This window comes from Acinetobacter harbinensis, assembly GCF_000816495.1.
GTDB classification, from domain to species: domain Bacteria; phylum Pseudomonadota; class Gammaproteobacteria; order Pseudomonadales; family Moraxellaceae; genus Acinetobacter; species Acinetobacter harbinensis.
This window is the reverse complement of the sequence record NZ_JXBK01000001.1, coordinates 2,288,547-2,307,137: the sequence shown is the minus strand read 5'-3', so window position 1 is coordinate 2,307,137 and position 18,591 is coordinate 2,288,547. Positions and strand designations below refer to the sequence as shown.

At 42.1% G+C, this 18,591-nt stretch carries 17 protein-coding genes; 8 read left to right on the top strand and 9 right to left on the bottom strand.

The genetic code is table 11. The features are described from left to right. Window positions 1-66: 66 nt before the first annotated feature. Window positions 67-705, top strand: coding sequence for a Fe-S biogenesis protein NfuA (gene nfuA, locus SE27_RS10765; protein WP_039623288.1), 639 nt, complete (start codon window positions 67-69; stop codon window positions 703-705). A 36-nt stretch (window positions 706-741) separates the two neighbouring features. Here the strand turns inward: nfuA and SE27_RS10760 are convergent, their stop codons facing one another. Both SE27_RS10760 and SE27_RS10755 read right to left on the bottom strand, forming a co-directional pair. Then, complete coding sequence (locus SE27_RS10760) at window positions 742-1,749, bottom strand: hypothetical protein (protein ID WP_039623286.1); 1,008 nt, start codon at window positions 1,747-1,749, stop codon at window positions 742-744. Window positions 1,750-1,763: 14 nt separating this feature from the next. Beyond that, the gene (locus tag SE27_RS10755) at window positions 1,764-2,792 is read right to left on the bottom strand and encodes an alpha/beta fold hydrolase (RefSeq protein WP_039623284.1); all 1,029 of its coding nucleotides are present in this window, start codon (window positions 2,790-2,792) and stop codon (window positions 1,764-1,766) included. Between the two features lie 307 nt (window positions 2,793-3,099). On the opposite strand from SE27_RS10755, the gene SE27_RS10750 reads away from it, so the two are divergent. Then, window positions 3,100-3,714, top strand: coding sequence for a carbonic anhydrase (locus SE27_RS10750; RefSeq protein ID WP_039623282.1), 615 nt, complete (start codon window positions 3,100-3,102; stop codon window positions 3,712-3,714). A 31-nt stretch (window positions 3,715-3,745) separates the two neighbouring features. Here the strand turns inward: SE27_RS10750 and SE27_RS10745 are convergent, their stop codons facing one another. Further along, window positions 3,746-4,375: an arylesterase gene (locus SE27_RS10745; RefSeq protein ID WP_039623280.1), complete on the bottom strand. Its 630-nt coding sequence runs from the start codon at window positions 4,373-4,375 to the stop codon at window positions 3,746-3,748. 11 nt (window positions 4,376-4,386) lie between these two features. On the opposite strand from SE27_RS10745, the gene SE27_RS10740 reads away from it, so the two are divergent. Further along, entirely contained in the window at window positions 4,387-5,115 is a 729-nt protein-coding gene (locus tag SE27_RS10740; protein WP_039623278.1) for an ABC transporter ATP-binding protein, read from the top strand. Between the two features lie 2 nt (window positions 5,116-5,117). After that, entirely contained in the window at window positions 5,118-7,589 is a 2,472-nt protein-coding gene (locus SE27_RS10735; protein WP_039623275.1) for an ABC transporter permease, read from the top strand. A gap of 33 nt (window positions 7,590-7,622) precedes the next feature. Here the strand turns inward: SE27_RS10735 and SE27_RS10730 are convergent, their stop codons facing one another. After that, the gene (locus SE27_RS10730) at window positions 7,623-8,435 is read right to left on the bottom strand and encodes a rhomboid family intramembrane serine protease (protein WP_039623274.1); all 813 of its coding nucleotides are present in this window, start codon (window positions 8,433-8,435) and stop codon (window positions 7,623-7,625) included. A gap of 79 nt (window positions 8,436-8,514) precedes the next feature. Between SE27_RS10730 and mtgA the strand changes: the two genes are divergently transcribed. Together mtgA and ppk1 are read left to right on the top strand one after the other, a co-directional pair. Next, a complete protein-coding gene (mtgA, locus tag SE27_RS10725) occupies window positions 8,515-9,189 on the top strand; it encodes a monofunctional biosynthetic peptidoglycan transglycosylase (protein ID WP_039623272.1) in 675 nt (224 codons plus the stop codon). Window positions 9,190-9,334: 145 nt separating this feature from the next. After that, on the top strand, window positions 9,335-11,416 hold the full coding sequence (gene ppk1 / locus SE27_RS10720; protein ID WP_039623271.1) for a polyphosphate kinase 1: 2,082 nt from the start codon (window positions 9,335-9,337) through the stop codon (window positions 11,414-11,416). Window positions 11,417-11,629: 213 nt separating this feature from the next. Here ppk1 and oxyR read toward each other — a convergent pair whose 3' ends face one another. The 4 genes from oxyR to rubA all read right to left on the bottom strand — a co-directional run bounded on the left by oxyR (window position 11,630) and on the right by rubA (window position 14,952). After that, window positions 11,630-12,535, bottom strand: coding sequence for a LysR family transcriptional regulator OxyR (gene oxyR, locus SE27_RS10715; protein ID WP_039623269.1), 906 nt, complete (start codon window positions 12,533-12,535; stop codon window positions 11,630-11,632). A 6-nt stretch (window positions 12,536-12,541) separates the two neighbouring features. Next, entirely contained in the window at window positions 12,542-13,486 is a 945-nt protein-coding gene (gene estB / locus SE27_RS10710) for an esterase EstB (protein WP_039623266.1), read from the bottom strand. A 54-nt stretch (window positions 13,487-13,540) separates the two neighbouring features. Then, window positions 13,541-14,719 carry an NAD(P)/FAD-dependent oxidoreductase gene (locus SE27_RS10705; RefSeq protein ID WP_039623264.1) on the bottom strand — a complete coding sequence of 393 codons (1,179 nt, stop codon included), beginning with the start codon at window positions 14,717-14,719 and terminating at the stop codon, window positions 13,541-13,543. A 68-nt stretch (window positions 14,720-14,787) separates the two neighbouring features. After that, window positions 14,788-14,952: a rubredoxin RubA gene (gene rubA, locus SE27_RS10700; protein ID WP_039623263.1), complete on the bottom strand. Its 165-nt coding sequence runs from the start codon at window positions 14,950-14,952 to the stop codon at window positions 14,788-14,790. Window positions 14,953-15,452: 500 nt separating this feature from the next. Here rubA and SE27_RS10695 point away from each other — a divergent pair, with 500 nt between their 5' ends. Further along, on the top strand, window positions 15,453-15,995 hold the full coding sequence (locus tag SE27_RS10695) for an adenine phosphoribosyltransferase (protein ID WP_039623260.1): 543 nt from the start codon (window positions 15,453-15,455) through the stop codon (window positions 15,993-15,995). 42 nt (window positions 15,996-16,037) lie between these two features. Here the strand turns inward: SE27_RS10695 and SE27_RS10690 are convergent, their stop codons facing one another. Continuing rightward, window positions 16,038-16,544, bottom strand: a complete 507-nt coding sequence (locus SE27_RS10690; protein ID WP_039623258.1) for a YqiA/YcfP family alpha/beta fold hydrolase — start codon at window positions 16,542-16,544, stop codon at window positions 16,038-16,040. Window positions 16,545-16,938: 394 nt separating this feature from the next. Between SE27_RS10690 and lysS the strand changes: the two genes are divergently transcribed. Next, complete coding sequence (gene lysS, locus SE27_RS10685; protein WP_039623256.1) at window positions 16,939-18,465, top strand: lysine--tRNA ligase; 1,527 nt, start codon at window positions 16,939-16,941, stop codon at window positions 18,463-18,465. Window positions 18,466-18,591: the final 126 nt, after the last annotated feature.

Here is an 18,591-nt window from a genome sequence, read left to right as displayed (position 1 = left end):
TTGATTTTTTTTTATTACCCCGCATCTTCAGTTAAAATGAGCACTTCAGCTTGAGGAAATATGATTATGTCGACTGAGAACGTCAGCACTGCAGCTGCAGAAGAAATTCCAAATTTATTGATTACACCTACAGCACAAGAGTATTTGTTTGATTTGCTTGCAAAACAAAATACGCCAGGTATTGCTGTACGTATTTTCGTGGAACATGCAGGTACGCCGCGTGCTGAATGTTGTATGGCATATAGTGCACCTGAAGAAATTATTCCGACAGACTATAAACAAGAGTATCCCGATTTTGCTGCGTATGTCGATGCACCTTCTATTCCGTATTTATTAGATGCTGTGATTGATTACAATAAAGACCGTTTTGGTGGGCAATTGACCTTCCGTGCGCCAAACTCTAAAGTGCCACGCGTGGGTGAAAATGCCTCGATGGAAGAGCGTATTACCTATGTGTTGCAAGCCGAAATTAATCCGGGTTTAGCAGGACATGGCGGTAACTGTGCTTTGGTAGAAATTATTGAAGATGAAGAGCACGGCTTAACTGCAGTCTTAAAATTTGGTGGCGGTTGCCAAGGCTGTTCAGCGATTGATGTGACTTTAAAACAAGGCGTAGAAACCACCTTGAAACAGCACATTCCTGAATTGTCGCGTGTGGTTGACCAAACTGACCATACCCAAGCGGAAGGTGCTTATTTTAAATAACACAAGATGCAAAAAAGCCGCTTAACGCGGCTTTTTTTATGCGTGAGTCTTGAGTATTTGCTGAGTGCTTTCAGCATAATAGAATTTTTCTAAATAGACTCTGGCGCGTGTGCGCAGATATTCAGATGACACCATTTTTTGAATAATAGGCGTTAATAGCTGCTGTAATTCATCTTGGATGAGCGCTTCATCAATATTTAAATCACGCAGTAAAACATCAAAACTATGGGCTTGATGACGGGTGTACCAAGTATAAATGCCATCATGTAATTGTTGTTTTAAATACTCAGTTTGGCGCATATGATCCCAGATTTCATGGCCTAAACCAACGGTATCACTTAAATCAGCGACTTCAATATAATTTTTTAATCGACTTAAAGGTAAGTCTTTAATTTTATGCCAAAGGTTGGCTTGAAAGTGGTAGAGCTTATCATTGTCAAAATGCTGGTTTAAAACATGCTCGCTCATTTGGCTGAGTTTTAAGATATTTTTTTGTAAATAATGACCAATGGTTTGCTCTAAATTAGAGTCAGTGACACTTTCTAAAACCGATTTCCCCATTTTCATAAATTGTGAAACACCGGGTACGCGCTTTGCCATGACCGAATTGTTCAAGTAATCTTGAATGGCATGTTGAATTAATTGGCTGATCATGGCGGAGAAGGCCGGACTATTGACCACGGTTTTAATTAACCGTTGACGATGATCACTTTTACCAGCCACATATTGCGCGATTTTATCTACCGTGCTCACGGGAATCACTTCGGCAATTGCGGTACTCTCATTGATCGGATGAATTAAAGCAAAGCGTAAATGTTCAGTGATTTGTTCAATCAGTGAATGACTGGCAGGCGTAGCCAAAATTTGCTTTTGTAGCAGCGCATTGAGCTGCTCAAATGACCACAACGCCTGTAAGTTTTGCTTTCTAAACCACTGATAAAAATTTAAAAACTCATTTTGAAGAGTGGCAGTATGGGAAAACTCTTGTTCCAAAAAATCAAGATGCGCTTCAATTAACTGCTCAATCAGCGGATGTTTTTGCATACTGTCTCTGCACACTAATTTAAAGGAATGAGTTTATCAGCAACGGGGTTTTTTAACTTTTGGGTTTTGGCTAAAAAAGGTAAATAATGCAGTGCCACTTGTTGCTCTGCCTCTAAAATAGGCACATGACCGACATTGTTTAAGATGATCGGTGGCTCGGCACGCTTGAGTAAAGACTGCAATTCACTGGCTGCTTCGACATTAATAATTTTATCTTGTTTGCCCCATAAAATAAGAGTGGGCGCTTCGATGGTTCGGGTCAGCCGTGCAAACGACTCTGGCGTATAAATGTGATTTAAAGTAATTAATTGATCAATCATCTTGCGCGTCTGTGAAGATTGCGCAATCAGCATTTTTTCTTGTGCTTTTTTAAAGTATAACGGCAGCTGGGGGGGATTTTGCATTACCTGAGTCAGTACTTCTTCTAAGTCACCGGGTTTAGAGACCACCAAGTTTTTTAAAAAATAAGGATCTTTGGTGTAGGCGGTATGTGCTTGTTTATAAATTCCGGCGCTATTGAGCAAAAATAAGCTTTGCGTATCAAAGGGATATTGTGATGCATACACAGTTGCAATTGAACCGCCCAGTGAGTGACCGGCAATATTAAGTTTATCTTCTACATCTAAGGCTTCGACAAAACGGCGCAGACGTTCGGTGACATTGGGAATAGATAAATCAAAATCATCTGCGACTTGAGTATCGCCGGTGTTGGGAAGGTCAGGAATAATGACGTGATAAAAAGGGGTTAAAAAATGCGCCACGCCATTCCAATTGTCACGACTACCAGCCAAACCATGAATCAACAGCACCGCAGGTTTATCGCTTGAGCCACCTTCACTATAGCTCCAATTCACATCATCAATTTTAATGCTTTTGCTGCGTAAACCTGCAGCATTGCGTTCTGTGATTAAATAATTTTGCAGCGAAAGCGGTGCTTCGACTTTTTTATAATTCAGTGCATGCGATACATGTGGCACGGTTAAAGCCAGCGCCAAGCCCAAAGTGTGTAAAACGCGGGATAACGTTGAGCGTGATGGGATCATTGATCATTATCCTAATCTATGCGGAATACTCAAATCTTGATCAAGATGTGGTATCGAAAACGAGCGGCTACAGCGGTATTTTATTTTTTTAGCCTATGTAGTTTATTGTAAGTATTATTGTAGAAATGTCACTGAATTATTTTACTGCAAAGTATTGAAAAGATTCAAAAGTGTGACTTTAATCAATTTTTTTCAAACAATAAAATATTTTGTAACTTAATTATAATTGTAAGTGCTATTCTTTTTGCAAGTGACTTTAATAAACCTTCGCTTTAAAATATTGCAACTAAAACATTGGAAAACCATCATGCTCACAGCTGTAGAAGCTTTAGATCGTTTAAAACAGGGCAACCAGCGTTTCGTATCTGGTGAGACCAATGAGACTGGGCAATTGTCCCATCAACAACGCGCAGAATTGGCCGGTAAGCAAAATCCTTTTGCTATCGTCTTGGGGTGTTCAGATTCACGTGTTCCAGCAGAGATGGTTTTCGATCAAGGTTTAGGCGACTTATTTGTCATTCGTGTGGCCGGTAATGTGGTTGCACCGTCGCAAGTGGGTAGTGTGGAATTTGCTGCAGAACGTTACGATTGTGCTGTGGTTGTGGTTTTAGGGCACAGTCATTGCGGCGCCATTCAAGCCACCATTGATACCTTAATGAATCCTGAACATCCGCCTTCATTAAACTTGATGTCGATTGTGAACCGCGTACGCCCATCGGTTGAAACATTAATGCAGACTGAACTTAAAGATGATCTGTCTAAATTGTCTAAGCATGCAGTACGCTCTAATGTCTTTGCTTCGGTGAATCAATTACGTCATGGTTCGGCTGTGTTAGAGTGCCTAATTGCCAAAGGTCAGTTGAAAATTGTCGGTGCGGAATACTCCCTTGAAACGGGTGAAGTGTTGTTTTTCGATTTTTAAGATCTGTAGACAGTTTGGTATAAAAGGCGCTTTATAAAGCGCCTTTTATATAGGGATACGCATTGTTCAGTAAGATGCTTTGTGCTTTGGCATTGGGATGCACTAAATCAGCTTGCATTAGCTTTTTATTGCCGGCAATGCCTTCTAAAAAGAACGGCATACAAGCCACTTTGTACTGCTTACACACCACCGCATAATTCTTCTCAAATGCCTGACTATACGCCGTACCATAATTAGGCGGAATTTTCATCCCCAATACAATCACCGTGGCTTTGGCTTTTTGACTTTGTTGTAGCAAAGTGGCCAAGTTTTTTTGGATTAACTGCGGTGGTTGACCTCGTAAACCATCATTGCCACCCAATTCAATCAATACAATATCTGGCTTATAGTTGTGTAATAGCTTGTCTAAGCGCGCCACTGCACCACTGGTGGTTTCCCCGCTGACACTGGCATTGACCACTTTATGTTTTTTCGGATACTGTTGCTCCAGACGTTTTTGCAATAATTGCACCCAGCCTTGCTGTAACTGCATGCCATAGGCTGCGCTAATACTGTCGCCCAGCACTAAAATGGTTTTGGCAGACAGCATCATCGGGCTCAGACTTAAACCGATCCCCAGCAAGCAGGCCGCTATACTTGTTTTTAAATTGCGATTTTGCATAGAGAAACTTTATGACCCACGTGAACAGCAATCATTCCATCATGCCACAAGCAATAATTTCTGCACAGCAACTGACACAAAAGATAAAACTTGCACAAAAAGAACTCACTATTTTTGAAAATTTTAATTTAGAGATTTTCGCTGGCGAGCAAGTGGCCATTACGGGACGTTCGGGTTCAGGTAAGTCGACTTTATTGGGTATTTTAGCCACCTTGGATCAAGCCAGTGCTGGTCAGTTATCGGTGTGTGGAGAAGCGATTGCCGAATTAAATGAAGAACAACGTGCTGCGGTACGCTTAAAATATATTGGTTTCGTGTTTCAGTCCTTTCAATTATTGCCGCATTTAACCGCACTTGAAAATGTGATGTTACCGCTACGTTTACAGGCAAACTTTAATTTTGCCGCAGCCGAAGACAAAGCTTTGGCCTTGCTTAACAAAGTCGGTTTAGCACAGCAAGCACAACAAACGCCGCAGGTCTTGTCGGGCGGTGAGCAGCAACGTGTAGCGATTGCGCGCGCTTTGATTAGTCAGCCAAAAATTATCTTTGCAGATGAGCCCACTGGAAACTTAGACACACAAACCGCACATGAGATTGAGCAACTGCTGTTTCAGTTGAACCGTGAATTTGGCACCACCTTGGTGTTGGTCACGCATGATCCAAAATTGGCACAACAATGCCAACGCCATTTTGAGCTGTTAGATGGATGTTTGATTGAACATCAACATGGGGCAGGCTAAACATGAATCCGTTATTTCGCCCTTTATTGAGCCAAAGCTTTAAAAGTAGCGGCATCTACTTACTGATTATTGCGCTGACGTTGGCCATTAGCGCCACCACAGCACTGAAATTTAGCAATCAACAGATTCAAAATGCTGTGGCTTTACAAGCTGCAGAAATGTTGGCCGCGGATTTGGTCTTAAGCGATACGCAGCCGCTGGATAAAAAATGGCAACAGCAAGCAGACCAGTTGTCTTTGAAGCAATCTGAGATCACCACTTTTAGTTCAATGGCACATACCAATGATCAATTTGTCATGGTCAATGTAAAAGCCATTGATGATCATTTTCCGCTGCGTGGCAAGCTTGAGCTAACGCCACCAGTTAAAAAGATTCAAGCTGGTGAAGTGTGGTTAAGTGATCGTGCTTTGGATTTACTCCACCTCAACATTGGTGATAGCGTGAATATCGCCGATGCTTCATTTAAGGTGAGTGCAAAAATTATCCATGATTCGAATCAAGAATTGGGATTTAGTGGTTTTTCACCGACGGTGATGATTTCCGCCTCCGATATTGCGCGCACGCATGCCATTCAAGTGGGCAGTCGGGTGGAATATCGTTTATTGATGGCTGGAAACACACAGCAAACGACAGAATTTGAAACTTATTTTAAACAAGCGCAGCAGGCTACAAGTCAAACATCCGCGGCTATACAGACCAATGAGCAAGATACCTTGAAGCTGCGGACTGCACGTGAAGGCAATGCGCGCTTAATGGGCCCGATCGCCAATTTAGATACCTTCTTGCAGCTGAGTAATATTTTAACTATTTTACTCTGTGGCATTGCCATTGCCTTAACCAGTCAGCGTTATGTACAACAAAATCAGGATTATATTGCGTTAATGCGCTGTATGGGGGCGAGTAAAAAACAAATTTTAAGTGCCTATTTGGCACTGCTCAGTGTGGTGTTGCTGCTTGCCATCGTGATTGGGAGTTTGGCGGGTCTGGCCATTGGATATGGCTTATTGCAATTGATGTTACAACTGATTCCAAATCTACAAATTCAGTTTTCAGCCGTGCAGATGTTACTGGGGCCATTGCCTGTGGCGATGCTGACCAGTGCTGTGGTGTTATTGGGTTTTATTATGCCCAGTCTTTGGCAGCTGCTACATACCGCACCTATTCGGGTCATTCGTCAGCAAGAAAAATCAGTGCGCTCAATGCTGTGGATGTTGCTGATCGGACTCAGCAGCTTAATCGTGTTTAGTTTGGTGTTGACCGAAAACATTGTCCTGACTGCATGGGTGATGGGCGCGATTGTCTTGCTGTGTGGTTTACTTTATCTGTTTATTTGGGCGGGCTTAAAACTACTGAAGCGCATGAAATGGTCGATTTCAGCCTATATCCGTGCACCCTATCAAACGGCTTTTCAAATCACTGCGTTGGCATTGGGATTAAGTTTAATGACGGTACTGATTGTACTGCGCACAGACTTAATGGAGCGTTGGCAGCAACAATTGCCACAAGGCACGCCCAATCAATTTGTGTATGGTTTGCCGCCATTTGATATGCCCCTGTTTAAAGCCGAACTGGCACAACAGGGCTGGCGAAGTACGCCACTGTATCCCAATATTCGTGGCCGCTTGCTGGCCAAAAATGATCAACCTTTTAATGCTGAATTATTGAAAAATAATAATTCTTTACGCCGTGAATTAAATCTGACGCAAACGGCGCAGTATCCTGTAGACAACAAAATTGTGCAGGGCACAGCCGACTTAAAACAGGCGGGTGACGTTTCGGTCGAAGTAAAATTGGCACAGGAGTTGGGTATTCAAATTGGCGATCGTCTCAGTTTTAGTTTGCCAGAAGGCGAGATTCAAGCCAAGGTGATTAATTTACGCAGCGTGGAATGGGAAAGCTTTAGTCCCAACTTTTTCTTTATCTTTGCACCCAAGACCATGGATGAAAATGCTGGCAGTTATTTAGGCAGTTTTTATGTGCCCGAGCAGGATAAAAAACAATTGGTCACGCTGATTCAGCAATTTTCCAATACCGTGTTCATTGATGTCAGTTTGGTTTTAGATGAAGTTAAACGCTTGCTAGAGGTATTGGTGCAAATCATTACTGTGCTGGCACTACTGGTGAGTATTTCCGGCGTATTGGTGCTGATTGCCTGTTTAAATTTATTGATGGAAGAGCGTAAGCGTGAAGTGGCTTTATTGCGCTCATTTGGGAGTTCTAAACATAAATTAAAACAGATGATGAGCATCGAGATTGGCTTTATGGGATTTTTAGCCGGTATGGTGGCTTGTCTGCTGGCAGAAATCATCAGTGCCATTGCCAGCTATAAAATGAATTTAATGATGCAAGCGCATTGGGAAATCTGGCTCATTTTACCCGTTTTAATGGCCGTATTGTGTGGTCTCATCGGGCGTTATCGCCTCAGTTATTTATGTGATATTCCACCGCTGCAAAGTCTGCGAGAGCTGAATTAATCATTGGGCGCATTATTTTTTCAATACTGAGCATTAAAAATGCAGCTGTGCGCGCATGGCTGCAAGAATTTCACGCCACACCGGCTCTAAAATAACCACCTGTTGCATACAGTAAGCATAAAACAGGTAACAGCCTATCGTTCCGAGTGCTAAACCAAGAATCAGCGCTAAATTCGGGCGTTGCAGACGTTGTCCGATATACCAAATGCCGGCCAACACTGCACCCATCAACAGACCGCCCAGATGTGCTGCATTATTAATGCCGGACATGGTAAAGCCAATCATTAAGTTGATGGCCATGACCATGACCAAGGTCTTTTTATCTAAGATAAAGGCCTGTTTGGCTAACACGGGCAACAAAGACAGCAGCGTTAATGCTCCGCCAATGCCCATGACTGCACCAGATGCGCCAGCACTGACGCGAGGGAAAAGTGCCGCATCGGGATGTTGTAACAGCTCAAAGGTATTTTGAATATCAATAAAGCCGCTGAGTAAACTGCCCATCAGGCCGGCTAAAATATATAGACCCAAATAATAGAGACGGCCAAATAACTGTTCAGCGACACTGCCAAAAATATACAATGCCCACATATTCAAGACCAAATGGATCATGCCAAAATGAAAAAACATGCTGGTAAACAGCCGCGCAGGTTCCTCTAAAAAAGTTAAAGGGGCATAATCTGCACCCCAATGAATGGCATCGACCAAACTGGGGCTGCTAATATTGACGCCTGTGAGGGCTTGCCACAGAAATAATCCGACATTAATGGCAATAAAAACTGCAGTCAGCCACCACAACTGAACTTCAATTTTTTTTTGAATAAGGGGAGGTGAAAGTTCAGCCATGCTATTCTTTGATAATCTTTGCTATATTGAGCGTTAAGCTTAACACGAAAAAATAAATATTCTGGAGTAACTCACTGACATGAAAGCCTTTATTGTTCGTAGTTTGTTAATACTTGTCAGTCTGGTGCTTTTAATACAAATTTGGATTTTTAGTAGTTTAGTCTGGTGGCGCACGCATAGCGTCGACACCACCATGATGATGCGTTTAGATTATTGGTCGCAGCCCTCAAAACCGATTCAGCATGCATGGCGCGATTATGATCAGATCAGTGATTATTTAAAAAAGGCCGTGGTGGCGGCAGAAGATGCAAAATTTCTGCAACATCATGGCTTTGACTGGGAAGGCATGCAATCGGCTTTAGAGCGCAATAAAGACAAAGGTAGAGTCGTGGCCGGTGGTTCTACCATTTCGCAGCAATTGGCAAAAAATCTCTTCTTATTCAATAAGCGCTCTTTTGTACGTAAAGGCGAAGAAGCAATTGCGGTGTGGATGATGGAGCGCATGTGGTCCAAACAACGTATCTTAGAAGTCTATTTAAACTCAGTGGAGTTTGGTGAGCATATTTATGGTGTAGAAGCAGCCACACAGCATTATTTTGGGCAAAGCTCAAAAAGTTTATCGCGTGAGCAAGCGGCGTTTTTGGCTGCAATTTTACCCAATCCTAAATACTATGAAACGCATCAGGATGACCGAAAATTAAATTATCGCAAACGTATGATTCAAAAATATATGCGCTATAGCGATATTCCTTGAGCGTATTATTTTCAATTGCCTACCGCCATTTTTAGATCTGTTGAGAAAAAAGCCTATATTTCTAGGCTTTTTTCTATGAAGTTGTCATCATTTTGAAGCATACTGAAGCGTATAAAACTTACTTTTAAATCATGATAGGTTCGGTATGAATACTGCAATAGGTCCATCTCCTACACAGCCCGACTATACATATAATGATCGTTACATTAATCGTGAACTGTCTATTTTAGATTTTCATCTGCGGGTCTTAGAGCAAGCGGTCGATCCGCTACATCCTTTACTTGAACGTATGAACTTCTTGTTGATTTTCTCGCGTAATTTGGATGAGTTTTTCGAAATTCGTTTTGCCGGATTGATGGAACAACTAGATTTGGGCAATGAAAGCCGTACTCCAGATGGTTTAACCCCCAAGCAAGTCTTAGAGCGGATTTCCAAAACCGCACATACCGCGATCGAGCGGCAATACCGAATTTTAAATGAAACGATTTTGCCTAAACTGCGCGACGAGGATATTTGTTTTTTACGCCGTGGGGAGTTAACGCCTGCACAATCGGCATGGGTGAAAAAGTATTTTCAAGAACAAGTTGCGCCCGTGCTGACTCCGATTAGCTTAGACCCTGCACATCCTTTTCCGCGTTTGGTCAATAAAAGTCTGAATTTTATTGTGACCTTAGAAGGTAAAGATGCCTTTGGGCGGCAAATTGATTTGGCGGTCGTTCCCGCACCGCGCTCTTTGCCGCGCGTGGTACGTTTACCGGATGAATTAACAGATGGCAAGGAACATCATGTCATGCTGTCCGCCATTATTCATGAGCATGTTTCCGATTTATTTCCCGGTATGAGTGCCACCGGTTGCTATCAATTTCGAGTCACGCGCAATGCCGATTTGGCATTAAATGAAGATGTAGAAGATTTGGCCAAAGCCTTAAAAGGCGAGCTAAACTCGCGTCGTTTTGGTCGTGCGGTACGTTTAGAGGTCACGCAAAATTGTCCTGAACATATCTATGATTATTTACTGAATGAATTCGATCTACATAAAGAGCAGTTATATAAAGTCGATGGACCGGTGAATTTGGCACGCTTGCTATCGGATTTTAAACGTCCTCATTTACGCTATGACTCGCATACTCCGATTATTCCCAAAGTTCTGAAAAAGTCTGAAAATATTTTCTCTGCCATGCAAAAGCAAGATATTTTATTGCACCATCCGTTTGAATCCTTTGGGCCAGTAATTAATTTGTTGCGAGAAGCAGCGCGTGATCCACAAGTGTTGGCGATTAAGCAGACCTTATATCGCAGTGGGCCTGATTCTGAAATTGTGCAAGTTTTGGCAGAAGCGGCGCGTAATGGCAAAGAGGTAACAGCCGTTATTGAGCTGCGTGCGCGCTTTGATGAAGAATCCAATATTGAAGTGGCCAATGTGTTGCAAGAAGCAGGTGCCGTGGTGGTGTACGGTATTGTTGGTTATAAAACCCATGCTAAAATGATTTTGGTGGTACGCCGTGAAAACAATAAACTGGTACGCTATGTGCATTTGGGCACAGGGAATTATCACGCCGGCAATGCACGGATTTACACTGACTATGGCTTACTCACCACCGATAAAGAACTTTGTGAAGATGTACACCGGATTTTCCAAGAACTGACCGGTATGGGAAAAATGGCCAAATTGAAAAAATTGCTGCATGCGCCTTTTACCTTGCATGCGCAGCTGATTCATTTTATTGATGAAGAAATTGCCAATGCCAAAGCAGGTAAGCCAGCCGAAATTATTGTTAAAGTCAATGCGTTGACCGAAGTACAGTTAATTAATAAGCTGTATGAGGCTTCACAAGCAGGGGTGAATATAGAGTTAATTATTCGTTCCATTTGTTGCTTGCGCCCAGGCTTGCCGGGACTGTCGGAAAATATTCGTGTGCGTTCAATTGTCGGGCGTTTTTTAGAGCATACGCGAGTGTATTACTTTGCCAATAATGGCGATGCACGTATTTACTGTTCAAGTGCTGATTGGATGGATCGTAATTTATTTAATCGCGTTGAAGCCTGTTTTCCGATTGAGAATCCAGCATTGAAAAAGCGTATTTACCAACAAGGCCTCTTGATGTATTTAAAAGACAATCAGCAGGCGTGGTTGTTGCAAGGCGATGGCACTTGGCTGCGCGCACAACCTGCGCTAGGTGAAGAGCCGCACAACGCACAACGCATATTGTTAGAGCTTATTAAATAACAAGCTGGCCAATTTCGATATAAGGCCCTATAGACCTGTTGCATTATATTGATAATCTGCCGCTGAAGTGGCGTGAATGCAATAGCGGTTGTATTCTGGGCTTGGTATGAATAAGTCAGGAGCGTGTTTTTCGATATCGGTAGCGGTAGAGCGGTTAAGTGGAGCGCAAAAAAAGGAGCCAAGGCTCCTTTTTTATTTCATTAAGCTTATTGTTTAGTTTTGATTCTGAGTGATTTTTTGCAAAATAGGCAAAAGCATATCGAATTCATTTTGTAATGGAGTGCTTTTACGGGTAATGAGTGCCAAGGTACGACTTGGAGCAGCATCAATAGCTTTTACCACTAGATCTGGATTGCTTTTTAGCATATTGCTATGAATGGCAATTTCAGGAAGTAGGGTAAAGCCTAAGTTGGACGACACCATTTCTACTAAAGTAGGCAGTGAGCTGGCCTTTAAGCGATTGTCATTTTTACGCTCACCCACTGGACACGCACTGAGTGCATGGTTACGCAAACAATGACCTTCTTCTAGTAGAACCAAACGCGATAGATCTAAATCGTCTAGCGAGCGGGCACTGTTGGCATTTTGGTCGGCTTTATGGCAAACCAAATACAAATCTTCTTTGGCAATTTCTGCTACTTTTAAACCACGAGTATCAAAAGGTAAAGCCAAAACAATCATGTCTAAATTGCCGTGTTCGAGTTTTTCGACAATTTTTTCACTTTGTGCTTCATGCAAATGCAATTGGATTTTAGGCAATTTTTTATGCACTTCTTGCAAAAGTTTTGACAACAGAAAAGGGGCAATAGTCGGGATAATGCCTAAGTGCAGATCTCCGGTTAAAGGCTCGCTCATCTCACGACTTAAACGCATCAGGTCTTGTGCATCTGCCAATAGAACACGGGCTCGCGCAACCACCTGTTCACCAAGCGGCGTTAAACGTACATTTTGGCGGTCGCGTTCAACGAGAACCCCACCCAACAAGCGCTCTAACTCCATGATTCCGCCCGACAAAGTCGATTGGGTCACAAATGAACGGCGCGCAGCTTCAGTAAAATGCAGCGTTTCAGACAGTGTAACGAGATATGACAGCTGTCTTAAAGAGGGTAATGCAGCCATAGTGTCCTAATGTTTTAATTTAAAGTGATCAGCAAATAATCCGCTAAGATGGGGAATAAAATGAGGAGGCATATCATGCCCCATCCCATTAATTAATTCAAACTTAGCCTCTGTAATTGCCTTTGCAACTGCTTTGCCATGACTCGGTGGAAGTAAACGATCACAAGAGCCATGTACCACAAGGGTAGGTTGCTGAATTTGCTTACTCAATTGTAGCAAAGAACCAGTACATAATATTGCTAAAAACTGTTGAAGTACACCCGCTGGATAATAACTTCGTTGATATAATTTACGCGCAGTTTGCATCACCTCAAGTTGATTGACATAGCCGGGTGAGCCAATCAGATTAAAAACTTTCACGCTATGATTGACAATGCCGTCTTCATCGGTCGATTGCGGTTTACCAATTAAGCTTAAAAGCTGCTTGGGAAAAGGTGGCGGCAATAAAGGCTGATTGTTACTGGTAAAGATTAAGCCCAGCGTGTTGACTTTTTCCGGATATTTGGCGGCCAAAATTTGTGCAATCATGCCACCCATGGATGCCCCCAGTACCGAAACAGTTTCCAGTCCCAAATGCTCAATCAGTAATGCAGCATCTTCTGCCATATCATACAGATTATAAGGTGCACCTTGGTTTTCTAAGCCCAAAGCAAAGCGACCCATGAGTTTAAAGGTATTGAGTCGTGGGCCAGAATGACGAATTTTTGAGGACAATCCAATATCACGATTATCAAAACGAATAACGCGATAACCTTGATCAATCAATGATTTACAAAAAAAGTCAGGCCAAAATAACATTTGTGCGCCTAAACCCATAATCAGCATAATGGCTGGATCTTGAGGGTTTCCGCCCATTTCCACATGCAGCTCAATACCATTGCTTAAGCGGATTTTGGTTTCATGCATAAAAGAGGTGTAGGGAGAATTGGTAAAGCTCAGTGCACTATTCATTTGTTTCCCCGCAAAAGGACATTTTGTTGAAACAATGTCCTTGCTATTAAACGCTTAAACAGCTGTCGGAATCAAGTCAGGAACCAGTTTGGTTAAGCTCAGACGCTGTTTGGCTGCGGTTGCACCCAACAACACAAAGCCACGCACGTTATTTTGATTATCCATGGCTTTGGCAATCATACCATCTTCAAGTTGTTCAGTTTCCCACGTCACATCAACATCGATGGGCGCAGGCAATACGGTGAGCGGCGCAGCTGGCGTTTTGACCGCAACAGGCATCGCCGGATAGTGAACTTGCGTATTTTGACCATTTAATGTTTTTGCCAGCGCGCGCGCTTGTTGCATAATTGGCATCACATAAGGCAATAATAAACCATTCACTTCAGCACAGTCACCAATGGCATAAATATCAGCTTGATTGGTCTCTAACAGTACATTGGTTAAAATGCCACGACTGCAATGAATGTCGGTGGCTTTAGCTAACTCTAAATTCGGTTGTAAGCCAACGGCAGAAAGTACAACGTCGGCCACCAAAAACTGACCATTGGCCAAAGTGATTTGATAGTCACCTGTATCCACTTGAGTGACTTTTTCAACAGTTGTGCCCAATACGAACACAATACCGGTCTGTTCAAGCTTCTCTTGAAAAGATGAAGCGACATGCGCGGGAATTAAACGTGCTAAGGGCTGAGCGGCTAAGTCAATCACCGTGACTTGGTGTTCGGTATTTTGTAAATCGTTGGCAAACTCACAGCCAATCAGACCTGCGCCTAAAATGACCACGCGTTTATCTTGATGTTGATCCAGATTTTTACGAAATGCGGTGTAGTCTTTTAAATTGTTGACCACATGAATGTCATCACTGCCATCGCCGGCAATGGCTAAACGTACTGGATTGGCACCGACAGCCAAAACCAATTTAGAATAAGCTTGAATGCTTTGTTGTCCATCTTTTTCTAATAGTAATTGATGCTGTTGGCTTTGGATTTCTTTGACCCAAGTTTGCGTTTCAATACGCATATTGAGTTGTGTACTCATTTTGGCTGCATCGCCTAAACCAATTTGTTCGGGGGCTTTTTTACCCACCAAAGCATTTGACAGTGTCGGTTTGGCATAGTTTACCGCATCATCTGCACAAACCATAATCAGTTCATGCTCAGGATTCAGCTTACGAAATTCACGCGCTGCAGCATAACCTGCCATACCTGAACCAATGATAACGATCGGATGCATAGTTCTCTCCAAAGCATTTGTATGAGATATAAAAAAAGACCATAGAGTATGGTCTTTCGTATCAATGATTAAAACTCCACCATTTCAAAGTCTACTTTAGAGACGCCGCAATCTGGGCAAGTCCAATCCTCTGGAATATCTTCCCATTTGGTTCCAGCAACAATCCCATCTTGTGGCCAACCTTCGGCTTCGTCATAAATCCATCCACACACGATGCATTGATACTTTTTCATTTCATTCTCCACAACACTAACTTTTTAAAAAGTGCAGTCAGTAAAATTTTATATAACGCATGACTCTACGGCGCGCACAGTCACAGGGCGTATTTAATCAAATTCTTACGCAGTTCTAGGGGCAATGTAAAGCAAATATCCCAGTTTAAAGACTAAATTTACCATCACAGCACATAGCAGTAGAGAATCAAGTCTAGAATTCTTTGAAAATAAGGATGTAGCATATAATTTATTGCACTATGAAGCAGAACCTAAAAGCGCTCAACACAAGCATATGCATGTTTTAGACTAAGGTCGAGCAGGAAAATAGTTGCAGCTCTGCTATTTTGTGGCTTAGTACCGAATTTTTTAGTCTTTTTTTAAAATAATTAAAACCATAAAAAACAATATTCTAAATGTTAATATCTGCATATCCCTTGTTTGAGAAGTGCTCATTTACTGGCCATTTTCTTGATAAAGCGTTAAAATTCGCCCATTCTTTTTTTAGTGCTTCTCTCCCCATGAGCAATTTGTCTGCAACGTTGTGGTCTAATATTCGTAGTGTCCAAGATTTCCCAAAACCTGGTATTTGTTTTTTTGATTTAACGCCTTTATTTATGGGCAATATTGAGCTATTAACCGATGCGTTGGTGGCCAGTATTCCTGCAGATAAATTAGAACAAGTTGAAAGCTTTGTGGCTGTGGAAGCGCGCGGCTTCGTTTTGGCCAGTCTTTTGGCGCAGCGTTTGGGCAAGAGCTTATTGTTGGTTCGTAAGGCCGGTAAACTACCGCCACCTGTAGTGGGTGTGGGCTACAGCCTCGAATATGGCCGAGATCGTTTAGAGATGTCCGCAGATATTCAACCGCAAAAAATTATTATTGTGGATGATGTGTTGGCCACCGGCGGTACATTAAAAGCAGTTAAACAATTGGTGAGTAAATGTAATCATGAAGTATTGGGCGCCAGTATCTTCCTTGATTTACCCGATTTACATACTGATTTAGGTTTAGAAGTGTGGTCCGTATTGGATGATAAGTCACAGCCAGAAACGAAAGTGGCTTAATTTAGCTGTGCATAAAAAGTCTGGGTTATTGCTCAGGCTTTTTTATTGGTTTAAAAAATGCCGCTGCATATGTTCAATTAAACCATTGATATTTTCAGGGCTGGCCAAACGATGATGGCCACCTTCTAAAGCCTGTACAGGCATATACAGTTCTAATTGTTGTTGAACCGCGTACATATCTAAAACTTCATCGCCTAACTCTAAATAAGCAATTTGCGCAATTTCATGCTCTAAATCATCTTCTTCAATCGGTGGATAATCGGTTCGGAAGTTAGGATTTAAACTCGGATTGGCAATAATGGCGGGAATTTTATGTAATACCGACATTTTAAGTGCCCAATACGCCCCTAAGCTATGACCAATTAAAATTTCAGGTTTAAGTTTGGCAATAATATCGCGATAAAAATCAGCTACAGTTTGAAAGTTTAAATTGCGATAATCTATATCGATGCAATATTTATGATTGGCATCTAACACATGGAAATTGTTTGATTCACGCGAGGAATCTAATCCATGTAAAAATAAGATTTTAGCAGTGCAGGTATGCATTGATATATCGTCCACGCCGTCTTGGTTTACACAGATCTAAAAAAGCTCAGTAGAGGTATTTTGCTGTATTTTTACTGTATTCAGTATAGGCTTGCCGCACAAAGATAGAAGTTAGCTTTTGGTCTAACGGCAAGGGTTGAAAACAACGATACAGTGTCTTTTTAAGTTATTTCTGATTATCAAAACTGAAAATAAAAAATGCTGGGCGGTATCTAGAAAGGGGCTTGGTTTTTAGAACAGTTTAAAAATGCTTGAAAAGTGTATCGTGATTTAAGCCGTTATCGCCTAAGCGTGCGCCAAATCAATGTTTTTGTTTGGCAATAATGCATGCGACATTTTTGCTAAATCTGCTATGCTATGTCACTTCCGTTTTTTACTTATATTTGAGGCAGAGATGACGCAACATAACGCTCAATCGACTTCTGAACAACCGATTTCCGAAAACGATTTAATTGCACAGCGTCATGCCAAGTTAAAGCATATAGAAGAACATGCGAAGGAAAAGGGCACCAGCCCTTGGCCAAATACTTTTAAACGCGAACATTATGCGCAAGACTTACAACAACAATTTGCCGATCAATCTAAAGAACAGATTGAAGCAGGCGAGCGCGTGCAGGTTAAAATTGCTGGCCGAGTCATGTTGAACCGCGGTTCCTTCATCGTCATTCAAGACATGACTGGCCGTATTCAACTGTATGTTGCGCGTAAAGAATTAGACCCTGAAGTGCTTGCGAGCATTAAAGGTTTAGACTTGGGCGATATTATTGCTGTTGAAGGCTATATTGGCCGTTCAGGCAAAGGTGACCTCTATGTACATATCGAATATTTTGAGCTTTTAACCAAATCGCTTCGTCCACTTCCGGATAAGTTCCATGGCTTAAACGATACCGAAATGAAGTATCGCAAGCGTTATCTGGACTTAATGGTCAATGATGAAACACGTAAAACCTTTGAAATTCGCGCGCAAGTGGTTTCAGGTATGCGTAGCTATTTAGCCAATGAACGCTTTATGGAAGTAGAAACCCCGATGATGCACGTCATTCCGGGTGGCGCATCTGCGCGTCCATTTGAGACGCATCACAATGCTTTAGATATGCCATTATTCTTGCGTGTTGCACCAGAGCTGTATTTAAAACGTTTGGTGGTGGGTGGTTTTGAACGCGTATTTGAAATTAACCGTAACTTCCGTAATGAAGGTGTGTCCACCCGTCATAATCCTGAATTCACCATGATTGAATTCTATCAAGCTTATGCCGATTACAAAGATTTGATGGCCTTGACTGAAAATATGCTGGAAAAATTAGCCATAGATATTTTGGGGTCAACCGATGTGCCGTATCAAGGCGAAGTGTTTAGCTTCAAAGGGCCATTTAAGAAAATCTCCATGGTAGATGCGATTTTAGAACATAATCCACAGCTCACAGCAGAAAATGTGGCTGATCGTGAATTCTTGGCCCAGTTTGCCCAAGACGAATTAAAACAGAAAGTGAAGCCGGCTTTTGGCTTAGGTAAACTGCAAACCATCGTGTTTGAAGAAACGGTAGAAACCAAACTACGTCAACCGACGTTTATCACTGAATATCCAGCTGAAACCTCACCACTTGCGCGTCGTAATGATCGTAATCCACACATTACCGATCGTTTTGAGTTCTTTATTGGTGGACGTGAATTGGCCAATGGTTTCTCAGAGTTAAATGATCCAATTGACCAAGCTGAACGTTTCCAAGCACAAGTGGCAGAAAAAGATGCCGGTGATGATGAAGCAATGCATTATGACGCAGACTTTATTGAAGCATTAGAATACGGTCTACCGCCAACGGCAGGTCAAGGGATTGGTATTGATCGTTTGGTGATGTTATTTGCTGATGCTGCCAGTATCCGTGATGTGATCTTATTCCCGCATATGCGCCGTAAAGACTAAACTTAAATTTATACCAAAAAATCCGCTTAAGAGCGGGTTTTTTATTGGATAATTACAACATCGCTAAGGTTTAATCATTGCAAAAAGACCGCAAAGAAAATAAGGTAAGGGCATAATCAAGTCTTG